Source organism: Aliivibrio sp. 1S175 (assembly GCF_001690985.1).
Classification (GTDB): domain Bacteria; phylum Pseudomonadota; class Gammaproteobacteria; order Enterobacterales; family Vibrionaceae; genus Aliivibrio.
This window is the reverse complement of sequence record NZ_MAJS01000015.1, coordinates 50783-72774: the sequence shown is the minus strand read 5'-3', so window position 1 is coordinate 72774 and position 21992 is coordinate 50783. Positions and strand designations below refer to the sequence as shown.

The 21992-nt window shown below is 40.2% G+C and carries 21 protein-coding genes; 6 read left to right on the top strand and 15 right to left on the bottom strand.

Annotation, left to right across the window (positions count from 1 at the left end; all coding sequences use genetic code 11):
• Nucleotides 1-186: 186 nt before the first annotated feature.
• Together A6E06_RS08140 and recG are read left to right on the top strand one after the other, a co-directional pair.
• Complete coding sequence (locus tag A6E06_RS08140; protein WP_065593302.1) at nucleotides 187-519, top strand: DUF2500 domain-containing protein; 333 nt, start codon at nucleotides 187-189, stop codon at nucleotides 517-519.
• Nucleotides 520-535: 16 nt separating this feature from the next.
• Nucleotides 536-2617, top strand: a complete 2082-nt coding sequence (recG, locus tag A6E06_RS08135) for an ATP-dependent DNA helicase RecG (RefSeq protein WP_065593301.1) — start codon at nucleotides 536-538, stop codon at nucleotides 2615-2617.
• Between the two features lie 77 nt (nucleotides 2618-2694).
• Here recG and nfuA read toward each other — a convergent pair whose 3' ends face one another.
• From nfuA to gspC, 15 genes are all read right to left on the bottom strand, one after another.
• Nucleotides 2695-3279: a Fe-S biogenesis protein NfuA gene (gene nfuA, locus A6E06_RS08130; RefSeq protein WP_065593300.1), complete on the bottom strand. Its 585-nt coding sequence runs from the start codon at nucleotides 3277-3279 to the stop codon at nucleotides 2695-2697.
• A gap of 118 nt (nucleotides 3280-3397) precedes the next feature.
• Complete coding sequence (gene cysQ, locus A6E06_RS08125; RefSeq protein ID WP_065593299.1) at nucleotides 3398-4216, bottom strand: 3'(2'),5'-bisphosphate nucleotidase CysQ; 819 nt, start codon at nucleotides 4214-4216, stop codon at nucleotides 3398-3400.
• 5 nt (nucleotides 4217-4221) lie between these two features.
• The gene (nudE, locus tag A6E06_RS08120; RefSeq protein ID WP_065593298.1) at nucleotides 4222-4773 is read right to left on the bottom strand and encodes an ADP compounds hydrolase NudE; all 552 of its coding nucleotides are present in this window, start codon (nucleotides 4771-4773) and stop codon (nucleotides 4222-4224) included.
• A 9-nt stretch (nucleotides 4774-4782) separates the two neighbouring features.
• A complete protein-coding gene (locus A6E06_RS08115) occupies nucleotides 4783-5544 on the bottom strand; it encodes a type II secretion system protein N (protein WP_065593297.1) in 762 nt (253 codons plus the stop codon).
• Nucleotides 5541-6032, bottom strand: coding sequence for a type II secretion system protein M (locus A6E06_RS08110; protein ID WP_065593296.1), 492 nt, complete (start codon nucleotides 6030-6032; stop codon nucleotides 5541-5543). Before A6E06_RS08110 ends, A6E06_RS08115 begins: the two co-directional genes overlap by 4 nt.
• Nucleotides 6032-7312 (bottom strand): type II secretion system protein GspL, encoded by a 1281-nt coding sequence (gene gspL, locus A6E06_RS08105; RefSeq protein WP_141676921.1) that lies wholly within the window; start codon nucleotides 7310-7312, stop codon nucleotides 6032-6034. The genes A6E06_RS08110 and gspL overlap by 1 nt, the downstream gene beginning before the upstream one ends.
• Nucleotides 7281-8309 carry a type II secretion system minor pseudopilin GspK gene (gspK, locus tag A6E06_RS08100; protein WP_065593295.1) on the bottom strand — a complete coding sequence of 343 codons (1029 nt, stop codon included), beginning with the start codon at nucleotides 8307-8309 and terminating at the stop codon, nucleotides 7281-7283. Before gspK ends, gspL begins: the two co-directional genes overlap by 32 nt.
• Nucleotides 8309-8977, bottom strand: a complete 669-nt coding sequence (gene gspJ / locus A6E06_RS08095) for a type II secretion system minor pseudopilin GspJ (RefSeq protein WP_065593294.1) — start codon at nucleotides 8975-8977, stop codon at nucleotides 8309-8311. The genes gspK and gspJ overlap by 1 nt, the downstream gene beginning before the upstream one ends.
• The gene (gspI, locus tag A6E06_RS08090) at nucleotides 8964-9344 is read right to left on the bottom strand and encodes a type II secretion system minor pseudopilin GspI (protein WP_065593293.1); all 381 of its coding nucleotides are present in this window, start codon (nucleotides 9342-9344) and stop codon (nucleotides 8964-8966) included. Before gspI ends, gspJ begins: the two co-directional genes overlap by 14 nt.
• Nucleotides 9337-9930 (bottom strand): prepilin-type N-terminal cleavage/methylation domain-containing protein, encoded by a 594-nt coding sequence (locus tag A6E06_RS08085; protein ID WP_065593292.1) that lies wholly within the window; start codon nucleotides 9928-9930, stop codon nucleotides 9337-9339. The genes gspI and A6E06_RS08085 overlap by 8 nt, the downstream gene beginning before the upstream one ends.
• A gap of 30 nt (nucleotides 9931-9960) precedes the next feature.
• Nucleotides 9961-10413, bottom strand: a complete 453-nt coding sequence (gene gspG / locus A6E06_RS08080; protein WP_045103155.1) for a type II secretion system major pseudopilin GspG — start codon at nucleotides 10411-10413, stop codon at nucleotides 9961-9963.
• Nucleotides 10414-10476: 63 nt separating this feature from the next.
• Nucleotides 10477-11694: a type II secretion system inner membrane protein GspF gene (gene gspF / locus A6E06_RS08075; protein WP_065593291.1), complete on the bottom strand. Its 1218-nt coding sequence runs from the start codon at nucleotides 11692-11694 to the stop codon at nucleotides 10477-10479.
• A complete protein-coding gene (gene gspE, locus A6E06_RS08070) occupies nucleotides 11695-13194 on the bottom strand; it encodes a type II secretion system ATPase GspE (protein ID WP_065593290.1) in 1500 nt (499 codons plus the stop codon).
• Nucleotides 13194-15227, bottom strand: a complete 2034-nt coding sequence (gene gspD, locus A6E06_RS08065) for a type II secretion system secretin GspD (protein ID WP_065593289.1) — start codon at nucleotides 15225-15227, stop codon at nucleotides 13194-13196. The genes gspE and gspD overlap by 1 nt, the downstream gene beginning before the upstream one ends.
• A gap of 32 nt (nucleotides 15228-15259) precedes the next feature.
• Nucleotides 15260-16168, bottom strand: a complete 909-nt coding sequence (gspC, locus tag A6E06_RS08060; RefSeq protein WP_065593288.1) for a type II secretion system protein GspC — start codon at nucleotides 16166-16168, stop codon at nucleotides 15260-15262.
• 278 nt (nucleotides 16169-16446) lie between these two features.
• Here gspC and hslR point away from each other — a divergent pair, with 278 nt between their 5' ends.
• The 4 genes from hslR to A6E06_RS08040 all read left to right on the top strand — a co-directional run bounded on the left by hslR (nucleotide 16447) and on the right by A6E06_RS08040 (nucleotide 21935).
• Nucleotides 16447-16848, top strand: a complete 402-nt coding sequence (gene hslR, locus A6E06_RS08055; RefSeq protein WP_065593287.1) for a ribosome-associated heat shock protein Hsp15 — start codon at nucleotides 16447-16449, stop codon at nucleotides 16846-16848.
• Between the two features lie 93 nt (nucleotides 16849-16941).
• On the top strand, nucleotides 16942-17817 hold the full coding sequence (gene hslO, locus A6E06_RS08050; RefSeq protein WP_065593286.1) for an Hsp33 family molecular chaperone HslO: 876 nt from the start codon (nucleotides 16942-16944) through the stop codon (nucleotides 17815-17817).
• Between the two features lie 344 nt (nucleotides 17818-18161).
• Nucleotides 18162-19787 (top strand): phosphoenolpyruvate carboxykinase (ATP), encoded by a 1626-nt coding sequence (gene pckA, locus A6E06_RS08045; RefSeq protein WP_065593285.1) that lies wholly within the window; start codon nucleotides 18162-18164, stop codon nucleotides 19785-19787.
• Nucleotides 19788-19964: 177 nt separating this feature from the next.
• Nucleotides 19965-21935 carry an AsmA family protein gene (locus A6E06_RS08040; RefSeq protein ID WP_065593284.1) on the top strand — a complete coding sequence of 657 codons (1971 nt, stop codon included), beginning with the start codon at nucleotides 19965-19967 and terminating at the stop codon, nucleotides 21933-21935.
• The last annotated feature ends 57 nt before the right edge of the window (nucleotides 21936-21992 follow it).

Genomic DNA, 21992 nt, shown 5'->3' with positions numbered 1-21992 from the left:
GCTTGATTTTTTTTATGTCAAAAAAATATCGATAAAATAACCTGAAAACCCGCACAAACTGAACAAATACTCCTTATCTATCGATAAAGAAAAGTTAAAATGTTCAATAGTAAAAAATGACGAATTTTCACCCTATATTCTTCGTTCTAAGTTCATATACACATACTAGCAAGTTTAAGGAAAATCATGCCCGTTACTTATATTATTATTCTTCTCGTATTTATTTTAATAGCCGCTGTATTGTTCCAACGTTTTCAAACTAAGTTTATTTTGGGTGATAACGCGCCTGAAATGAAAGTAGAAGTCACTATCCTAGATAAACAAATAGTAGAAATACCTGATACTAAACCTGGTGAAGAAGATCAAGAGTTTTGGATTTACGTGCAGAAAGGTAAATTTGGACCAAAAAGAGAATTTGAAATAGGCGTTCACTATTTTCATGCTCTAAATCCTGGAGATAAAGGTATACTGACTTATCAAGGACGTAAATTTCATCACTTTGCTTTAAAGCGGGATTAACTCTAGGAAAATAACTATGACCAGCACAATGCTTTCTGCTATTCCATTAACCTCTCTTTCTGGTGTTGGAGCCAAAGTAGCAGAAAAGCTCGAAAAAATTGGGTTGGTCACGATTCAAGACTTACTATTTCACCTTCCTCTTCGCTATGAAGACAGAACTCGTGTTTACCCAATGGCGCGAGTTCATTCTGGTTTATTTGCTGCTGTTCAAGGCAAGGTGATGTCTTGTGATATGCAATTTGGCAAACGAAAAATGCTGTTGGTCAAAATCAGCGATGGCAATGGGACCATCACTTTACGTTTTTTTAATTTTAATGCTGGAATGAAGAACAGTTTCAATGAAGGAAAACTGGTTCATGCCTATGGCGAAATTAAGCGTGGCGGAAGTGGTTTAGAGATTGTTCACCCAGAATATCAATTCCACACCCCCTCTAAATCTTTAGATATAGAAGCCACATTAACGCCCGTCTATCCAACAACCGATGGTCTGCGTCAAAACATACTACGCAGTTTGACCGACCAAGCGTTAGAATTATTAGATAAAGCCGCAGTGACTGAACTATTACCCCAAGGTTTATATAACAACCAAATTACACTAAACCAAGCTCTGCATATTATTCACCGCCCAGATCCTTCCATTAATCTAGATGCCTTTGATGAAGGAAAGCACCCTGCACAACAGCGTTTAATTATGGAAGAGTTGTTGGCTCAAAATCTTTCAATGCTTTCAGTTCGCAGTAAAGGCCAACAAGAAAATGCCTTACCACTGGCAACAATGACCGATTTAAAACACAAGTTATTAGCCCAATTACCTTTCACGCCTACCGGAGCTCAACAACGTGTTGTAGCAGAAATAGAGCGAGACCTCGCCAAACCACACCCAATGATGCGTTTAGTTCAGGGGGATGTTGGTTCTGGTAAAACCTTAGTTGCCGCATTAGCAGCCGTACAAGCAATTGAACATGGTTATCAAGTCGCCTTAATGGCACCAACCGAATTATTAGCAGAACAACACGCAGTCAATTTTAGTCATTGGTTTGAAAGCATGGGTATTCCTGTCGGCTGGTTAGCTGGAAAACTAACAGGCAAAGCAAAAGAGAAAGAATTAGTTCGCATTGCCAGTGGTGAAGCAAAAATGATAGTGGGTACTCACGCACTTTTTCAACAACACGTTGAGTTCCACCACCTTGCTTTAGTGATTATTGATGAACAACACCGCTTTGGGGTCGACCAACGTCTAGAGCTACGAGAGAAAGGCGAAAAAGACGGAGCTTACCCACACCAGTTAATCATGACAGCAACGCCAATTCCAAGAACCTTAGCTATGACGGCGTATGCTGATCTAGAAACATCAGTGATTGATGAGCTACCTCCTGGTCGAACACCAATTCAAACTATCGCGTTACCTGATACAAGACGGGATGAAATCGTCAATAAAGTAAGAAACGCCTGTGTGAATGATGGACGACAAGCGTACTGGGTTTGCACTCTAATCGATGACTCCGAAGTTCTTGAAGCCCAAGCCGCCTCAGATACCGCAGACGCCTTACGACTACAACTACCAGAACTAAATATTGGTTTGGTTCATGGCCGAATGAAATCAAAAGAAAAACAACAGATCATGCAGGAGTTTAAAGAAGGCAAACTGCATTTGTTAGTAGCCACTACGGTTATTGAAGTAGGTGTTGACGTACCCAACTCAAGTTTAATGATCATAGAAAACCCTGAGCGTCTTGGTTTAGCCCAATTGCATCAATTACGTGGTCGTGTGGGGCGAGGTACCGTTGCTAGCCATTGTGTTCTTTTGTATCACTCTCCGCTGTCCAAAACAGCTCAAAAGCGCTTAAGTGTTTTACGTGAAAGCAATGATGGCTTTGTGATTGCTCAACGAGATTTAGAGATCCGAGGGCCGGGTGAATTACTGGGGACAAAACAGACCGGATTGGCTGATTTTAAAATTGCAGATTTGGTTCGAGACCAACATTTAATTCCAGAAGTGCAACGTATTGCTCGTCACTTACACGATAATTACCCTCGTAATTCAAAAGCCATTATTTTACGCTGGTTAGGAGAACGTGACATTTACTCAAATGCGTAAATACCATTGACTAAATCGCAGACACAAAAAAGGTGAGTACTTGCTCACCTTTTTAATACATTGATTTAATTAGACTCTTAGTAGTAAGAGTGCTCACCACGATCATGCTCGGTTAAATCTTTAACTGCTGTCAATTCACCTTCAAATTGAACAAGTAGTTCTTTTTCGATGCCTTCTTTTAGAGTCACATCTACCATTGAACAACCATTACAACCACCACCAAACTGAACGATAGCAATGCCAGCTTCTGTGATTTCCATCAGGCTAACATGACCACCATGACCAGCAAGCTGTGGGTTAACTTGAGTTTGAATTGCGTATTCAACACGCTCAAACAAAGGTGCGTCATCGTTTACTTTACGCATTTTTGCGTTTGGTGCTTTCAACGTTAATTGAGAGCCCATTTTATCAGTAACGTAATCAATGTCAGCATCTTCAAGAAAAGGTAAGCTTAACTCATCAACATACGCTGATAAATTTTCAAATTTCAGCTCAGTATCATTCGCTTCTATTGCTTCTGGTGGGCAATAAGATACGCCACACTCTGCGTTTTGTGTTCCTGGATTAACCACGAATACACGAATGTTTGTCCCTTCTGGCTGCTGTGCTAGAAGTTTTGCAAAATGCTCTTGGGCACTTTCAGTAATATTGATTGAAGACACAAGTAATACCCGACTAAATTAGTATGATTAAGGATTGTACTCTGAAAAAGAATAATTTTCGAGTAGCGTTCTCAAATTATAGCAATCTTAATGATCAATTAATCAAGATTAGATCGAATTATCTACACGTTAGAATTTTATTCCACGGTAAATTTTCATCACCTAATACGATAAAATTTGGATTTTCTAGGGATTCTCTTTCATTATAAGAAAGCGGTTCAAGCTCTGTTGATAAGATACGACCACCCGCTTCTTGAACAATGCATTGCGTTGCCGCAGTATCCCACTCACCCGTAGGGCCTAAACGTAAATAACAATCGACAGCTCCTTCTGCAACAAGACACGCTTTTAATGCAGCAGACCCTAAAGGAACTAAATCGTAATTCCATTCAGGACTCATGCAACGCGTAATATTATTGATGTCTTGGCGACGACTGATAGCAATGGCGATTTGTTGTTTTTCTTCTTCATGCTTAAGTGTGCTAATGCGAACACTTTCATCCATATCTGGAATTTTCCATGCGCCTTTGCCTTCATAAGCGTAATACGTCACACCAGAAACAGGACCATAAACCACCCCCATTACCGGACGGTTATTTTCAACCAACGCAATAATTGTCGCAAAATCACCACTACGTGCAATAAATTCTTGAGTTCCATCGAGTGGGTCAACCAACCAATAACGTTCCCACTGAGCTCGTTGTTCTAGTGATATTTCAGCATCTTCTTCTGACAAAATAGGAATGTCTGGTGTTAATTGAGAAAGCTTTTCCACAATTAACTTATGAGCAGCCAAATCAGCACTGGTTACAGGTGTATTATCTGCTTTAGTAAACTCTTCAAAATTCCCTTTTTCATAAATATCAAGAATAAGCTGCCCAGATGCTCGAGCAATATTGATCACCTCAGGAAGTAGGTGGGAAAGCGTTGAATTCATCAATATCACTCCTTTTCTAAAAATTGTTGAGCAAGTAACAGTGCACTAATGCACCTCGCTTCTGAAAAATCAAGATGGTGCAGTAGCTCTGATGCTTGCGCTAGGGGCCAGCGAACAATATCTAACGGTTCTGGCTCATCCCCTTCAAGTTGCTCTGGATATAAGCCTTGAGCAACAAATAACGTCATCTTACTTGAAAAATACGACGGTGCTAATACCAACTCTTTTAATTGAGTTAACGTCTCTGCACCAAAGCCAATTTCTTCTTTAAGCTCTCGATTTGCCGCTTCTGACGGTGTTTCACCAGAGTCGATTAATCCCTTAGGAAAACCTAACTCGTAGCTTTCTGTACCCACCGCATATTCTCGAACTAATAACAGGTCACCTTGCTCGGTTACAGGAACCATCATCACGGCATGACGCCCACTCGGTTTCATTCTTTCGTAGGTTCGTTCAACCCCATTAGAAAAGCGTAAATCTACCGATTCAATACAAAACAACTTTGATTGTGCTTCAACGCGTTTATCTAAAATTGTCGGCAATTGTTTTTTAGCCATTGTATTTCCTTACAGACGTCCTGAATAAGTTACTTTATATTGCCCTTTTGAATCCGGCTTGCCTAGCCATTTAAGCTGACTTCTTAAGCTAGAAGGGAAGTTTGCCTCAGGTTTGAACCATCCATTCACTTGGTAAGAACGGTTAGGATTCAATACCACATTAAACTGACTTGCTACATCATCTGATGCTTGTTTACTGATCAAGGTGACTTTGTTATCTACACAAGTTACCTCTGCTATTGCCGTTTTAGGGTCAATATTACCCAGTGGCGAAATAATTTTCCCACCAGACCAGACCACTTCACCGCTCGCCTGCTTACACCATGGTTGGCCTTGCTGGAAATACTTAACACTGACCTCTGCTTGGCCCTGTAAAGAAACAGGCAATGCCATTGGTAATCGATTCATCACATTAGAGACAGGAAAAGAAACCACCATATTTTCGGCGTAGGCCCCCATTGAAACACTGTAGCCAACAACACCTTTGCCACGTAATTCCAATTCACTACCGCGCCCAAAGCGCACAGAAAATACCGCGTGTCCTTTTAAAATAGCAAATGGTTCAATCTGCCACTGAACTTGACCATAGTTTACTCTTTGCCAAGAAAGAGAATCCACTTGCCCTTTCCAAGGCGTGCCAGATAACCCAGTAAGTGTTAGCGCCCTAACTTTTGGGGCTTGTTCAACCACCCATTGAATAGGGATATGCAATAAAGCACTAAACGTAAAAAACGTAGAGAATATCGTCGCGATCAATAATTTAAATTTCATGATGCCTCTCGACTTAATTGCAGACGGTTCACTTCCACCACCCCTTCAATATCGGTTTTATTTAAATCTAAAAACTGAACATTGATGCCTTGAGAGTCTCGTAAGTACGCTAACCAATTTACCAAAGTATTAAACGGAAGTGGTTTAACCCATACTTGCATTTGCTCACCACGAGGTTGCATACGGATCAATTCAATCTTAAATTGGCGAGTACTGCTTGGTATTACCTGATTCATTGGTCGAATGGCTGTCTGAGAAGTCGACGATGCCCCTCCTCTTAATGTCACAATCGTATCGGCTTTCTTTTGTACCCACGTTAATAAGCTTCGCTCGCTATTAATTCGGTTTTGAGCAATTTCAGCGCGATCATTTAACGGCTTAATTCCACCCCAATATAATGCAGCAATCACTAACGCTATGCTGCCCCCACCAACCAAAACTCGTTCACGTGGTGAGATACTTTGCCACCAGGTCATTAAGGCTTTCATTATTTTCTCCTAATAATAATCGCACCAAACACTTGGCCTTGATTTTTATTTAATTGACCTTGCTCGACATCAAACTTGGTATTTAACTCTGACGTTAATTGCTCAAAATATGGAAAATCTGATGCGCTGGCTTGTAGGCGTAATTCATCACGTTTTCCATCAAATTTTAAACTCTGCAACTTCACTTGGGGTACTTTTATTAAATATGGCGTCAACTCAGACATCCACGCTAATAAGTCATCCCCACCAGAACCACCTTGTAAGCGTGATTCTTCATTTTTCATTTGAGATTTCAAATAACTCACGGTTGGAATTTTACGTTTACCTGGAAATACATCTCTGAAAATACGTTCGCTTTCTGCTCGTAATGCTAAGCTGTGTTGTTCCAGTTTTTGAACTTCCGAAATATGTTGTGCAACAAAGGCCACCATAACCAAACCAAAAGCCAAAATTACTTTTTGCCAAATTCGCCAATGCTTTCGCCATGACGATTGAGGACGATAACGAGCACAAAGCAGGTTAACTTTTGACGTTAACGCACCTTCCGCTAATAACTGCATAACTAACTCTGGCGTCTCTTGAATATGCTTTGTGTTTTCAATTTCAAGCGAACAAGGAGAATAACTATGAAGCGCATAACATGACACATCATCAACGTCATCACTTTCCTCTTGCTCTTCTTCCTTCTCTTCTTGAACAACAATACCATCAGCAGTTTGAACCGCATGTTTAACCAAACCATCCAACAGCATTGATAGCCATTCAGGTTCAGCGATAGCACCTTGATATTCACCATAGCGTAATAACCATTGTTGATTCAGCTCAACCATAGCGACGCCATCTTGATGAGAAGGTAATGACAATACATCGGGAATGAAACGTTTAGTCTGAATTCCTGCATCCGTCAGCAAAGAGACCCATCTTTCCATTTTTTGATGTTCTACAACCGCGACTTGCGCTGTTTTGTTGTTTTTTTTCAAAATCACAATGTGTAGGTCATCTACATCTTGTGCTAAATCATCTTCAATTATAAAAGGCAGCATAGAAGGAAACTGCCGAGCAGCCCCTTCTGGAATAATGACTTCACGCAATAAGATGTCGCTACTTGGTAGCAACACCGACACACTGCGTTGAACACTGTATTGCGTTAGTGACTCTAACGTTTCAGAAGAATTTAACTCCCCTGATGCAATCACTTCTTTATTTTCTGGTGACCAGACTATCCATTGAATGGGATCTGACGACTGACTATTCAGCCTTATTATCAGATGTTCGCTCATTCATTCCTCCATATTGGCGACGGATAACGTTCACCACTTTTTTATCACTGCTATGCAATAAAGAACGCACACGTACGCGCGAATCTTCTACTAATACTTGAGCATCTAACTCAAAAAATTGACTATCTACTGATAAGTAAACCTTTGCTTCTTGCTTTATTTTTTCATCCACTTGACTGATTTCTGATTCTGCTAAAAAGTCATCCACACTGTCCCAACCATCAAAAGGTCGATTTTCTAATACTTCTTGTGCATCACTATCACTTAAATTTGGGGAGAATAACGCCACTAATATTTTTGCCTGTTCTGGTTGTATCGTATTTACATTCAAATACCAATTCGCACTTGGTATTGCACATACAAAAGGAGACACCGCCATAAACACGTCTGCTGTCACACCATTAATGGCTCGTAATTCACTGACATCGGCAATCCAGCCGTTTGGCGCTAAATACGCAGGCTTAAACGATTGATAAGTACTGTCTTCAACCCCTGTAGCGGAACGAACAACATCATCTTCATCCATGAACTCCCAACTAGAATCGGCAATCACTTCAGCTAAATAATTCTCAACGTCAACAGACTCTAATAAATTAATCCAAACCTTGACCAAAAATGGACGCTGAGAAGGATCGGTTTGTGGTTCTATATTACTTAGTGCATTTAAATTAAAACAAGCTTGCTTATCTCTAACGCTACCTAACGCTTCACCATAATCAAGTGGGTAAGTGGTTTCTTCTGTTGCCCACATTTGACTCAGATTAATGGTGTCGCCATCTTTGTATGCTTCTTCTATTCCTGCTTTGGCTAACGCTTCAACACCAATAGAGTACCAATAAGCTTGTTGATGATTTATTTGGTTTTCAGCGCGGTGAAACTGAATAAATAAACGCTCTGACATTTGAGCCGCAATGGTTGCCATAATAGCCAACAACAATAAGACGACAATTAATGCGACGCCTTTCTGTTTTCTCTGCGTTTTAGTGCGTATTGTCATTACCCACCACTCTTAGAGTCATCATCACTCTGACCACTTTGATCCAATTTATAACCAGAAGTAAGATAAATGCGTTCGACGTCTCCATAATCTTTAAACGTAACCATTACCTTTGTAGCTTGAGGGAGTTGATCTTTTATTTCCCAGTTCTTCTGCCATTTTTTACCATCATAAAATTCAAATTTCAGCTCATCAATACCATCAATTAATGGCGTTACTACTGGCTTCTGGCCTACCGGAGTATCAGGGTAGCGCCACCATAATCGTTCAAGTTTATTTTCAACCACTCGATAACCCACTTTAGTAATTTCACCACGTGGGAAAGCTTGCTGTGGATTTTTCCACCCTAAACGAACAAATAAAATACCTTGAGATTCAGAATCCAATAAATATTCACCCGCTAAAAGAAGTTTCTCGTCAGCCTTTTCTCCGTTGATTCTGAATTGGCGAGCAACCATTTGCCGAAAATCATTGTCTAAAAAAACCAAACTGCGTTGTAAGGATTTAATACGGTTACTTTTTTCTAATGACTGTTCATTACTACGCTGAACTTGATTTACCACTTGATAGGCTGAAAAGCTTAAGGTAGCAAATACTGAGATTGCCACCATCACTTCTATAAGAGTAAAACCGCGCGATTTTTTACGAGTTGAATTACGGCGCAACATAGGTTCTTACCGTTAATAATGATGATTTTTGATCTTTGGTTGTTGCGACAGAGACATCAACCGACTTTAAAATATCGGACGTTGTTTTTACTGGTGCAATCGTCCAATACCATGTTCGTCCTGCCAATTCTGTTTCCCCTTTTTTAATTGAGGTCGGCGGTTTATCTAACATCATTAGTGCCATTTGGTTATCAACCACCATAGAAGCGAATGTTTTTTCTTCTAAATAACTTAACGTATTAATGTGCTGAGTCACAGAGCGAAGTACACTCAATGCTGCGGTAGCAAAAATAGCCAACGCAACCAAAACCTCAAGCAAAGTCATGCCCTTATTTACGGTTCGATAACTTGATGAGCAATTAGTCATCAACGCTTTCTCCTGGTTTTATTAATGTAATCAAACCAGATTCATCGACGTTAATCTCCCACGTTTTATTCTTTAGATTACCGCGCTCATTCGCTGGTAGAAAACGAACGATCACTGGGGTGACTTCCCCACTAGATAACACCATCACTTGAGGAGGCTTAGGTTTTTTCTTTTCTTCAACGTCAGCGAACATTTCCTCATCAAACAAAGATCCTGGTTCAAATAAACGGTCATCATCGGCCCATGCAGAACCACCAAGTTCCATCTCAAAAGCGATGTCCTCTTCCATTTTTACTTCGGTAAAAAAGCGGCTTTTCTCAAGAGGCAGCCAGCCATCTACTGTTAATGTCATAAAGCGATATTCTTGTCGCTCTTGATTAAAGTAGATGCCGTAATCCATCCCGTTGAGTAAAGCGTCTTCATTAAGAAGTTGCACTAATTGATAAAAACGTGAGGCCTGCTCTTCAAGTTGATCGTCGCTACTTTCAGGCAAACTCATGATAACCGCCATCGAACTCACCGACAGCAGCACCAGTACCAACATAATTTCGATTAGGGTAAACCCAACCTCACGTTTTATTTTCATCGTTGCTCTTATCTAAATTAAGCTTGTGACTTATTGAAAGTCTTGCATGTTCCAGTTACCAATATCAGCATTCGCACCTTCACCGCCTTCTTGACCATCTGCACCTAAAGAGAAGATATCAATCGTGCCATTGTCGCCAGGGCTTAAGTATTGATATTCATTGCCCCACGGATCATTAGGTAGACGACGAATATAACCGTCTGCACGGTAATTACGAGGCTCGGGCGTTGCTGATGGCTTAGATACTAACGCTTCTAACCCTTGATCTGTTGATGGGTACACGCTGTTATCTAGCTTGTACATATCTAATGAGTTTTCTAGTGCCACAATATCGGTGATCGCTTTTTGTTGATCGGCCTTCTCTTTGTTACCCAGTAAGTTTGGAACAACTAAGCTCGCTAACACACCAAGAATAACGATAACAACCATGACTTCTAAAAGAGTAAAGCCGCCTTGTTTACGTTGAGCTGAATTGACTTGCATGGAATAACTCCTAACGTTAAAAATTCATATATAAATAAAAGGAAAAATAGATAGCAGTGAATGCTACCCAACCAAATTGTTTAATTCGATAATTGGCATCAAGGTCGCAACAACAATGAAGAGTACAATCCCTGCCATGAAAACAATAAGTAATGGTTCAAAAATACCTAATGCCATATTCACTAATGATTCAAAATCACGATCTTGATTATCAGCCGAGCGCGTTAGCATTTGCTCTAACTCACCACTTTGTTCACCACTGGCAATCATATGCAGCATCATTGGTGGAAACAGTTTTGTTTGCTCAAGCGAAATTCGTAAACTCGCCCCTTCACGAACATTATCCGCCGCCTCTAACACTTGTTGCTTAAAATACTTATTACTCATTACGTCTGCGGCTACTTTCATCCCATCCAGTAATGGAATCGCACTTGAAGTACAGATGGATAAGGTTCGAGCAAAACGAGAGGTATTTAAACCACGAACCACCTTACCAATAACAGGAAGTCGTAAAATCTTCTTATCCCACGCCAAGCGTAGATGAGGCTTAGTGAGTAACCACTTCACACCAACAATCACCACCACAACAGCAACGACAACCAAAAGTCCCCAATGAACAACAAAATTACTGGCGGCTAATAATATTTCCGTTACGGTTGGTAACCCTTGTCCCATTTGCACAAACTGATCGACAATTTTAGGAACGACAGTAGCAAGTAAAAAGGAGATAACCGCTATCGCTATTAACGTCAGCATGATCGGGTAAATCATCGCTTGTTGTAATTTGCTGCGCATCTTTTGGCGATTCTCAGCATAATCAGCTAACCGATTTAATACCGTATCCAAATGACCTGACTTTTCACCTGCAGCAACCATAGAACAGAACAGATCATCAAACACATGAGGATATTCACCAAAGCTTTCAGCCAATGGATAACCTTCTATCACTTTGGATCGAACGCCCATCATCATGCTACGAATGTGTGCTTTTTCACCTTGTTCTGCAACGGCTTTTAAACACTCCTCTAGGGGCATACCCGCTTGAACTAAAGTGGCCAATTGACGAGTAATTAATGACAAATCATTGACACTAATACCCCGTTTAAAACTTAAACCTTGAGAGGAACTTTTCTGCTGCTTCGATTTAGTTTCAATCACTTCAACAGGAATAAGCCCTTGCTCTTTTAGGCGTTGACGAACTTGGCGACCATTATCACCTTCCATTACGCCTTTTTTCTGTTTGCCATTTTTTTCGAGGGCTTTGTATTCAAATGCTGCCATTTACCCTTCCCGAGTGACTCGCATCACCTCTTCTAGCGTCGTAATACCTTGTTGAACTTTTAATAAACCATCCTGCTGAATACCACGTGTATTTTTACGCACTTCTTTTTCAATTTCTTGTTCACCGGCTTCTTTGTGAATCAGTTCTTGTACCTTCTCATTCACAACCAGTAATTCATGAATACCAGTACGGCCACGATAACCTTTACCATTACAATGCTCACAACCCGCCGGTTTATATAGCACTAAGTCGTCCGATGGCAATAAAGAAAACAGTTTCTTTTGCTGCTCATCGGCTTGGTAAGGGCTTTTGCATTCCTTACATAGAGTACGAACTAAACGCTGGGCAAGAACACCCAATAAAGAAGAGGAAATTAAGAAAGGTTCTATTCCCATATCTCGAAGACGTGTAATCGCACCAACAGCGGTATTGGTGTGAAGAGTCGACATAACAAGGTGACCCGTTAATGACGCTTGAACAGCAATTTCTGCGGTTTCTAAATCTCGAATTTCACCAATCATCACCACATCAGGATCTTGACGAAGAATGGCACGCAACCCACGAGCAAACGTCATGTCTACTTTTGGGTTTACTTGAGTTTGTCCAATGCCATCAATATCAAATTCGATTGGGTCTTCAACCGTTAATATATTAGATTGAGTACTGTCTAATTCACCTAACCCTGCATATAAGGTGGTTGATTTACCAGAACCTGTTGGACCCGTCACCAAAATAATGCCATGAGGACGTTTGATGATATGTTGGAAGTTTTGGTGGTTTTGCGCTTCCATCCCTAAACTGTTTAAGTCTAGACGTGTTGCGTTCTTATCGAGCAAACGCATTACCACACGTTCCCCATGAGAAGACGGCATAGTAGAAACACGAACATCAACCGCTCGACCACCAATGCGTAACGAAATACGACCATCTTGTGGCACACGCTTTTCCGCAATGTCTAATTTAGACATGACTTTTACACGCGAGACCAATAACGGCGCAAGTTTACGACTAGGGCTTAATACGTCACGTAACACGCCATCAACACGGAAACGGATCGACAATATTTTTTCAAACGTTTCAATATGGATATCCGACGCCCCTTCTTTGATCGCTTCACCTAACATGGCGTTGATCAATTTAATGATGGGAGCATCATCTTCTGATTCTAATAAATCATCATTATCTGGTAACTCTTCTGCTAATGAGAAGAAATCATCATTATCAGCCCCTATGTCTTCCATCAATTGCTGCGCTTCTGATGAATTACGTTGGTACACTTGAGTGACTTTGGTATCAAACTCATCTTTAGTTAATTGTATTAATGAAAAGCTAGCCTTACATACTCGGCGAATTTCACACAAAACAATCGGCGATGGTGTGATTGCATAATACAGTACCCACCCTTCAGAGCTGGCCTCAATAACAACCGAATGCCTTTTTGCAAACGAAAAAGGCAAGCGTAAAACGGCTGTAGAGTTAGGAAATAGCATATCTGCCATTATTTATCCTTCTTCTCATCATCAAGCAGATCAAAGAAAGCTTGGATCTCTGCTGGATGCTGCACATCAGCCCCAAACTTAGGAAGCACCGGTATATTGGCATCATCCATTAATTTCAGTCCTTTCTCTGCGTTATACAGTTGCTCTGCACGAATATAATTATATTTACGCTGGGTAATACCATCCGCCGTCATACCATCTCGAATAATAGTCGGCTTAATGAACACCATTAAGTTTTTCTTCTCAACCTGAGTGCTGGTTGATTTAAATAAATACCCTAAAATTGGAATGTCGCCTAGGAAAGGCACTTTCGATTCACTTTCCATTGCTCGTTCATCAATCAAACCACCCAGAACCAGCATTTTGCCATCTTCAACCATCACTGATGTATTTAACTGACGTTTAGCAAAACGTACATCCACCGCGCCATTGGCACCCAATACGTTAGATACTTCTTGTTCGATATCTAAACGAACCGAGTTACCTTCGTTTATTTGTGGTACCACTTTAAGTTTGATACCTACTTCTTTACGATCAACCGTTTGGAATGGGTTTTCATTATTTGAGCCAGAGGTTGATCCGGTTAATACCGGCACTTCTTCACCAACGATGAATGACGCTTCGCCATTATCCATAACCGTGATACTTGGTGACGATAGAATATTGGAATTTGAATCAGTAGACACTGCGGTTACCAATGCAGCCCAATCCCCCATCATGACACTAACCGCCGCACCTTGAACGCCACCAAGCGCAGAAGCTAACGCGGTATAATCGCCCTTAGTCGTGACTTCGTTATAGCCTGTAATATTGCCATTATCATCTTTAATCGTATTAGTTTCTGTTGAATCTTGTGCTTCTTCCAAGCCAACCATGGTGGCACCAATCGATGCACCCGTATTGCTGTATTGGATCATGGCACCCGTTTCGAGGTTACCCCATTGTACGCCAAGGTTTACGCCATCTCCTTCCGACAACTCAACAATTAACGCTTCAATTAAGACTTGTGCACGACGAATATCTAACTGAGCAATGACATCTTTGATTGCACGCATAACATCTGGCGGCGCAGTGATCACTAACGCATTGGTATCAGCGTGAGCTGAGATCATCACATCACTACGGTTACTTGAACTTCCTTTTTGAGAGCCTCCCTTGCTTGCGGTTAAATTATCAGAAACTCCTTTTAAGACATCAACCAACTCTTCGGCTTTAGCGTAGCGTAAATAGACAACTTGGTTATTTCCTTTTGTTGCCATTTCAACATCGAGTTGTTTTATCAATTTTTTAAGGCGTTGACGTACTTTTGGGTCACCCGAAATCAAAATAGAATTTGTACGTTCATCTGCAACCAATTTAGGCTGTAAAAATGCGGGGGTGTTTTTAGCATCTGTCGCTTTATTTAAGGCATCAACAATACGTACCATTTCAGCGGCTGACGCATTTTTTAAATCAACCACTTCGACTTCTTTATCACCCGCTTGGTCTACACGCTCAATAATTTCAGCAAGACGATTCACTACCGCAGCACGACCGGTGATCATAATAATATTCGCGGGGTCATAATGAACGACGTTACCCGCACCCGCATTATCATTTAGCTGACGTAATAGAGGAGAAAGTTCACGAACCGACACATTACGAACCGCGATAACACGCGTAATAACAGCATCACCGGTAATTTTGTCTTTTGCACCAAGAACAGGAACCGCCGATGTTTTTGCGTCTTTATCTTTAATAACTTTTAAAATGCCGCTGTCCATTTCAACAACAGCATAACCATATACTTCAAGCACGCTTAAAAAGAATTGGTAATATTGCTCTTCATTTAAAAGATCATAACTACGGACATCTACTTTTCCTCGAACTGACGGATCAACAATAATGGTCTTTTCCAAATTTCGACCAACAATGTTAATGAACTCTTGAATATCCGTGCCTTTAAAGCTGGCACTAAAGTCATTTGCGATAGCCGATGTCCACATCATGCTACCCGCAAGTAATAAGGCTCCCTTGCCCATCCACTTTTTCACAGTACACCCTTACTCATTTTTTCATCTACCAGCTATAAACCGATAAAAATGTCATGTAGTTGTCCGTCACGTTGAACGGTTAAATTAAGCTCTGTCATTTCTGACATATTTTTCCACAATGTGCCCATTGCAGCAGGATCCGTTAAATCAATCCCATTTAAATTTTTTGCAATATCACCAGGCTTCAAACCTACCGAATCAAATAACTTTCGGTCTTTACCTGGGTTCACTCGATAACCTTCTATTTTTCCATCATTACTGACTTGAGAAAGACGAATGTACTTCAAAACAGATTGCGGATTCTTCGCCATTTCTTGACGAATAGTATCTAACTCATTTTGATCTGAATGTTGACGATTATTCCCTAAGACCGTACCTGAGCTGCCTGTACGATTTGGTTCTATTGAAATTTTTGTGTATTCAATTCCTTCCAGCATTAACGTTTCATCACGGCCATTATTTGCAATAATAATGCGATCTACGCTAATGGCTTTCACTGTTGCTCTTGTGCCATCAATGGTTTCATCAATACCATAAGTGTTCTGTTTTCCTCGATTTCCGATCACCGCTAAACTCAATTTAGGATTAGAACTCGCGACCACACCTGATAATGTCAGATTAAGCTTGGTTTTAGGTGCATCTTTTACTTCAACAGCCTTCGGCTGCTCTATGGCTTTTTCAGCATTAAACTGCCCAAACACTTGACCATTTAATAAACCAGATAAAGAATCATCATTATTTGTCTTTGATGAGGCATTGATAGCGACGGTTTTTGGTGACCATTGAGAAACAGAGGTTTGTGGAGCCAGCATCGACCAAAAAAGAGAGCCACAAATCCACGCGAGACAAGCCACCAAAACAACGGTTACCCCTTTCGATATTGCAGACTGATATATTGACCAATATTGAGAAATTTTTTCGATTTTCATATTAGCTATCATTAGGTACTGTTCTTCCTTTTCTGTCTCACAGAGCAATTAAACATTTGATGTATTTATGAATTATAAAATAACCAGTCATAATTTCCGCAAATGATTCTAATTTCTTAAATTACTAGAATACACATCACGTAATTGATGAAGATAACCGTGTATTAGAGCATTATTTCTCATTAATGACTCTACTTGCTTATCAATTTTGATTAATTCCCCCCAAAAGATTGAAAAAAAAAATCCTGACTCCATCTTAATAAGCAGAGATAAGACATTAGGTACCCATAATGAGTTCAAAATCCAATACTAGCGATGGTATCAGACTCGATAAATGGCTTTGGGCGGCTCGTTTTTACAAGACTCGTTCTATTGCTCGTAATATGGTTGATGGCGGGAAAGTTCATTATAATGGACAACGAACCAAACCAAGCAAATTAATTGATCTTGGTGCTGAAGTTAAACTTCGGCAGGGCAATAACGAAGAAATTGTCGTGATCATCGAGATCCTTTCAGATCAACGCCGTGGCGCTCCTGTTGCACAAACGCTTTACAAAGAAACATCAAACAGTATCAAACAACGTGAAGAAAATGCGAAATTACGCAAACTCAATTCACTTGGCAGCCCACACCCTGATAAACGTCCAGATAAGAAACAACGACGTGACATAATGAAGTTTAAGCAGCAATAAATCCGCTCTTTCTGTTTCACCCCTTATTTATATTGGCTGTTGTCGCTATACTAGAGCGACAACAACCCTCTAATACAATTGCTGGAGTATTTCATGGCAAATAACACATTGCATCGCTACCTATTTGAAGATTTATCTGTTCGTGGTGAACTGGTTCAATTAGACGATGCTTACCAACAAATTATTTCTAGCAAGGAATACCCAAAAGCAGTACAAAACCTTTTGGGTGAGCTATTAGTTGCAACCACACTATTAACTGCAACATTAAAATTTGAAGGCTCAATTACGCTTCAACTTCAAGGTGACGGTCCTGTTTCTCTTGTTGTCATTAATGGCGATAATGATCAAAAAGTTCGTGGTGTTGCTCGCTTTGATGGCGAAATTGCTGATGATGCCACACTGCACCAATTAATGGGTAAAGGTTACCTAGTTATTACTATCGCGCCAAAAGACGGTGAACGTTACCAAGGTGTTGTTGCACTTGACGGTAAAGATTTAGCCGCGTGTTTTGAAGGTTACTTTGAGCGTTCTGAGCAATTAAAAACTCGCTTATGGTTACGTCTGGGTGAATTTGAAGGCAAACCTCATGCTGCTGGTATGCTTCTACAAATTATGCCTGATGGCACCGGTTCAGCAGATGACTTCGAGCACTTAGAACAACTGACTGATACGATCAAAAACGAAGAGCTATTTGGCCTAGAAGCGGAAGACGTTCTGTACCGTTTATACAACCAAGATAAAGTACAACTGTTTGAACCTCAAACGGTTGAGTTTTTCTGTGGCTGTTCTCGTGAACGCAGCGCGGGTGCAATCGTAACGATTGATCGTGCTGAAGTTGACGATATTATAAAAACAGAAGGTAAGGTTTCTCTGCACTGTGACTATTGTGGTACAAGCTACAATTTTGACAGCATCGATGTCGCTAATATTTTTGAAGAAGCAACAAAAGGTAATGATACCGTTCATTAATTCTTCATACAGAATAAGTTCTTTATATTGTTTTAAAGCCAGCCATTAGGTTGGCTTTTTTTATACCTTTTTTTGATATGAAGCACATTTTGAATCGACTTATCCACACTTAATTTTGGTCAAATAATAATCAATTGCATCTAGCGCAATTGATTTCATTAAGAGTAGAATAGACATGTTTCTGTTTTGTGATGGTGATTAAATAACCTGTACTATTTTGTGGTTATTTCATGATATGACTCCCTGTTTTAATTTACCGCGTTGGTAGCATGGGTAGCAGTAAACAATATTAAAAAATAATTAAAATATTAAAAATCCCTACAAAATTCCTTTAAGGAGCACCTATGACTGTAATGGAACACAACAAGGCTGCACAACTTGATCTTACTCAATATGGCCTAACTGGCGTTACCGATATTCTCCGTAACCCAAGCTATGACCAGTTGTTTGAAGAAGAGACTCGCCCTGACCTAGAAGGTTATGAGCGTGGTGTTATGACTGAGCTTGGCTCAGTTTCGGTAGATACTGGTATTTTTACGGGTCGTTCTCCAAAAGACAAATACATCGTAAAAGATGAAACAACCAAAGATACACTTTGGTGGTCTGATCAAGGTAAAAACGACAATAAAGCCATCACTCCTGCTATTTGGGATGATCTAAAAGCCTTAGTCACAGAACAACTCTCAGGTAAGCGTCTATTTGTTATTGATGGTTACTGTGGTGCAAACCCTGATACTCGTTTATGCGTCCGTGTCATTACAGAGGTGGCATGGCAAGCGCACTTTGTAAAAAATATGTTCATTCGCCCAACAGAAGCAGAATTAGAAAGTTTTGAACCTGATTTTGTTGTCATGAACGGCGCGAAAGCGACAAACCCTAATTACGAAGCACAAGGTTTAAACTCTGAAAACTTTGTTGCCTTCAACCTAACTGAACGTGTTCAAATCATTGGTGGTACTTGGTACGGCGGTGAAATGAAAAAAGGCATGTTCGCAATGATGAACTATCTTCTACCACTGAAAGGCATTGCTTCTATGCACTGCTCTGCAAACGTGGGTAAAGAAGGTGATGTCGCTGTATTCTTTGGTTTATCTGGTACCGGTAAAACAACCCTTTCAACCGATCCAAAACGTCAACTGATTGGCGATGATGAACACGGTTGGGATGATGACGGTATCTTCAATTTTGAAGGCGGCTGTTACGCAAAAACAATTCGTCTATCTAAAGAAGCAGAACCTGATATCTACAATGCAATCCGTCGTGATGCACTACTAGAAAATGTCACCGTTCGTAACGATGGCACGATTGATTTTAATGATGGCTCAAAAACAGAAAACACTCGCGTTTCTTACCCGATTCATCATATAGATAATATCGTTAAGCCAGTATCAAAAGCAGGTCATGCAAATAAAGTCATTTTCTTAACGGCTGATGCATTTGGTGTCCTACCTCCTGTAGCGAAACTGACTCCAGAACAAACTAAGTACCACTTCTTATCAGGATTTACGGCAAAATTAGCAGGTACAGAACGTGGTATTACAGAACCAACACCAACATTCTCTGCAGCCTTTGGCGCGGCGTTCTTAACGCTACACCCAACTCAATATGCAGAAGTGTTAGTAAAACGTATGGAAGCGGTTGGCGCAGAAGCGTATATCGTCAATACTGGTTGGAACGGTACAGGCAAACGTATCTCTATCCAAGACACTCGTGCGATCATTGATGCGATTTTAGATGGCTCAATTGATCACGCTGAAACGAAAAATATTCCTGTGTTTAACTTTGAAGTACCAACCTCACTTCCTGGTGTTGATAAATCAATCCTAGACCCTCGCGATACTTATACTGACCCTCTACAGTGGGATAGCAAAGCAGAGGATCTTGCACAACGCTTCATCAAAAACTTTGCTCAATACACAGATAATGACGAAGGTAAGGCGCTTGTAAAAGCAGGCCCTCAACTTGACTAACCCAAGTTAATACCTCGATAAATTCAAGCCCTTCGGTAACGAAGGGCTTTTTTTATTCCTTTGATTCTCGTCTGGCTTTCAAAACAGTGATTACCTTTGAGTAAAACATTACAATAGCTTGATTGAACCTCACTTTTAATCCACTCTTTCTATTCTTATTTCTTTCTGGAGTTAACAATGTATACCATGCTGAAAAGCCTTGGTTGGTTTATCACTTTCTGCCTACTACTTGTGGTCGCATTTTTATCCCTTTTGCATACCCCTTATGCTCAGCCATTGTTAAATCCACTCGTTGAAAAATTATCGGATCAAACAATCTCTTTTGGTAAACTTAATTACTCAATTCAAGATCCTTTGCATCTTACGCTGTCAGAAATCACCATCCACACAGAGAATCAATTGCTCATACAACATGTCGATTTTTGGTTGTCTCAGCACCCTATACAACAACATAAATTGGCGTTTGATAGCATCAAAATTGATGGGTTAAGTTTACAAAATGGATTACCAAAGACGGAGCACCTCGATTGGATTTCGATTGCTCAATTAAGCATCTCTAATTTAGATTTTGCCAATGACGATCTGGTTATTCGCGACGCCCAAGCCCAGCTCACCAATTGGTCTGTTGAAAAAGAAAAAACATTGCCATTTGAAGGCGACTTCCAATTTTCGACTCAACAATTATATTGGCAAGGCGAAGCGCTTGATGATGTATTGATCGATGGCTACTACAGCGAAGATTACACGGCACTACATGGCATATCGCTCACTTGGCGTGATAGCACCATCACCGCTCAAGCTGAACTCAAAGAGAATAGATTATGGGTGATCCCTCAATTCACGCTGCGAAAATTTAATTTAGAGTCTGACAATGCCGACATTATTGGTAAGCCATTAGCATGGCTTGGTGAGCAACATTTCACTTACCAATTTGAACGAATTGATCTTTTAGATATTAATATTGAGCTTCCTCAGTTCTCAGTAAACAATTTAAGTTTGTCTGCTGAGAACGTACTACTGCCTTATCATTTATGGCAACAAAGTAATGCTAATATTTCTTTTAATGCCGATAGCTTGGTATGGAATGAACACCTCATTGAGAAACCTATTTTCAACCTAATGCTCAATGGTAAAGAGGCAAACATCTCAACGCTTTCTTTTGATATTTTTGATGGTAATGTTCAACTTGAAGGTAAAATATCCCCTACCGAAATAAACTTAAAGTCCCTAACATTAAGCCAAATAAAATGGCTACTTAGCGAAAAAGAAGTCTCCACTATTCAACAATACATCAAGCGACTTGAACAAGTTAACATCGCGGATCTGGACATTAATAACATTCAACTGATTCAACTTGATAATGGACATCCCTACCAAGTTTCAGGAGTAAACGTTGAAGGTCGCGATCTCGATTTATTACGCTATTACCAATGGGGATTATGGGATGGAAAACTGTCTTTTAGTGCCTCTAACGCCAGCTTTAATTACCTATTAAGTCAGCAGGTATTGATAGAGATGAACGCTGAAAATGGGTTATGGACAATAGAACGGGCACTCTTTCCTTTGGCAGAAGGACTTGTTGGATTAAATGGCAGTATTTATTTAACTCAAGATAGCCAGCCTTGGCAATTAGAAGCTTATGGTGATGGTTTACCAATCAGTTACCTCACCGCTTTCTTCCCAAATACCATCCCCTTAGAAGGTGTGGCTGAATTCAACTTAAATGCGAATGGTCTTGCGGCTAATCGAGACAGTTTTAATTACAGCTTTAATGGTGAATTAGCGATTATTCCAAGAGAGATGACAACCACCAAAACAGCGCAAGAATTATGGCAATTAAAATTAGGGTTAATGCCCGATAATGAACACCTTGAACCATCGCAACAAGAAAAAATCATTAATACAAAAGTACCACTAAGAACCTACCCTATTCAGGTTGATCCGATTAAAATAACGGCAAATAGAGGGCGAATTTCAATTGCACCAATAAATATTATTGGTGATGCCTTTAATTTCAATATTGAAGGGGATTACGATTTGGTCAATCCAGAAAAAGCGCAAACCGTGACTTCAATAACTCAGCAATGCCATCAATTAGTACAAAAACTGTTTTCCAAAGAAGTTCAGATCATTAACTATTGTCAGTAATAGTTATTACTGACATCAAACAAAAAGCCCCATCAACAGATCGCTGTTGATGGGGCT

Bases quoted from the DNA above. Each gene is read 5' to 3' on its own strand.
- A6E06_RS08140 (WP_065593302.1), top strand. From the start codon at position 187: ATGCCCGTTACTTATATTATTATTCTTCTCGTATTTATTTTAATAGCC.
- recG (WP_065593301.1), top strand. From the start codon at position 536: ATGACCAGCACAATGCTTTCTGCTATTCCATTAACCTCTCTTTCTGGT.
- cysQ (WP_065593299.1), bottom strand. From the start codon at position 4,216: ATGAATTCAACGCTTTCCCACCTACTTCCTGAGGTGATCAATATTGCT.
- nudE (WP_065593298.1), bottom strand. From the start codon at position 4,773: ATGGCTAAAAAACAATTGCCGACAATTTTAGATAAACGCGTTGAAGCA.
- A6E06_RS08115 (WP_065593297.1), bottom strand. From the start codon at position 5,544: ATGAAATTTAAATTATTGATCGCGACGATATTCTCTACGTTTTTTACG.
- A6E06_RS08110 (WP_065593296.1), bottom strand. From the start codon at position 6,032: ATGAAAGCCTTAATGACCTGGTGGCAAAGTATCTCACCACGTGAACGA.
- gspL (WP_141676921.1), bottom strand. From the start codon at position 7,312: ATGAGCGAACATCTGATAATAAGGCTGAATAGTCAGTCGTCAGATCCC.
- gspK (WP_065593295.1), bottom strand. From the start codon at position 8,309: ATGACAATACGCACTAAAACGCAGAGAAAACAGAAAGGCGTCGCATTA.
- gspJ (WP_065593294.1), bottom strand. From the start codon at position 8,977: ATGTTGCGCCGTAATTCAACTCGTAAAAAATCGCGCGGTTTTACTCTT.
- gspI (WP_065593293.1), bottom strand. From the start codon at position 9,344: ATGACTAATTGCTCATCAAGTTATCGAACCGTAAATAAGGGCATGACT.
- A6E06_RS08085 (WP_065593292.1), bottom strand. From the start codon at position 9,930: ATGAAAATAAAACGTGAGGTTGGGTTTACCCTAATCGAAATTATGTTG.
- gspG (WP_045103155.1), bottom strand. From the start codon at position 10,413: ATGCAAGTCAATTCAGCTCAACGTAAACAAGGCGGCTTTACTCTTTTA.
- gspF (WP_065593291.1), bottom strand. From the start codon at position 11,694: ATGGCAGCATTTGAATACAAAGCCCTCGAAAAAAATGGCAAACAGAAA.
- gspE (WP_065593290.1), bottom strand. From the start codon at position 13,194: ATGGCAGATATGCTATTTCCTAACTCTACAGCCGTTTTACGCTTGCCT.
- gspC (WP_065593288.1), bottom strand. From the start codon at position 16,168: ATGATAGCTAATATGAAAATCGAAAAAATTTCTCAATATTGGTCAATA.
- hslR (WP_065593287.1), top strand. From the start codon at position 16,447: ATGAGTTCAAAATCCAATACTAGCGATGGTATCAGACTCGATAAATGG.
- hslO (WP_065593286.1), top strand. From the start codon at position 16,942: ATGGCAAATAACACATTGCATCGCTACCTATTTGAAGATTTATCTGTT.
- pckA (WP_065593285.1), top strand. From the start codon at position 18,162: ATGACTGTAATGGAACACAACAAGGCTGCACAACTTGATCTTACTCAA.
- A6E06_RS08040 (WP_065593284.1), top strand. From the start codon at position 19,965: ATGTATACCATGCTGAAAAGCCTTGGTTGGTTTATCACTTTCTGCCTA.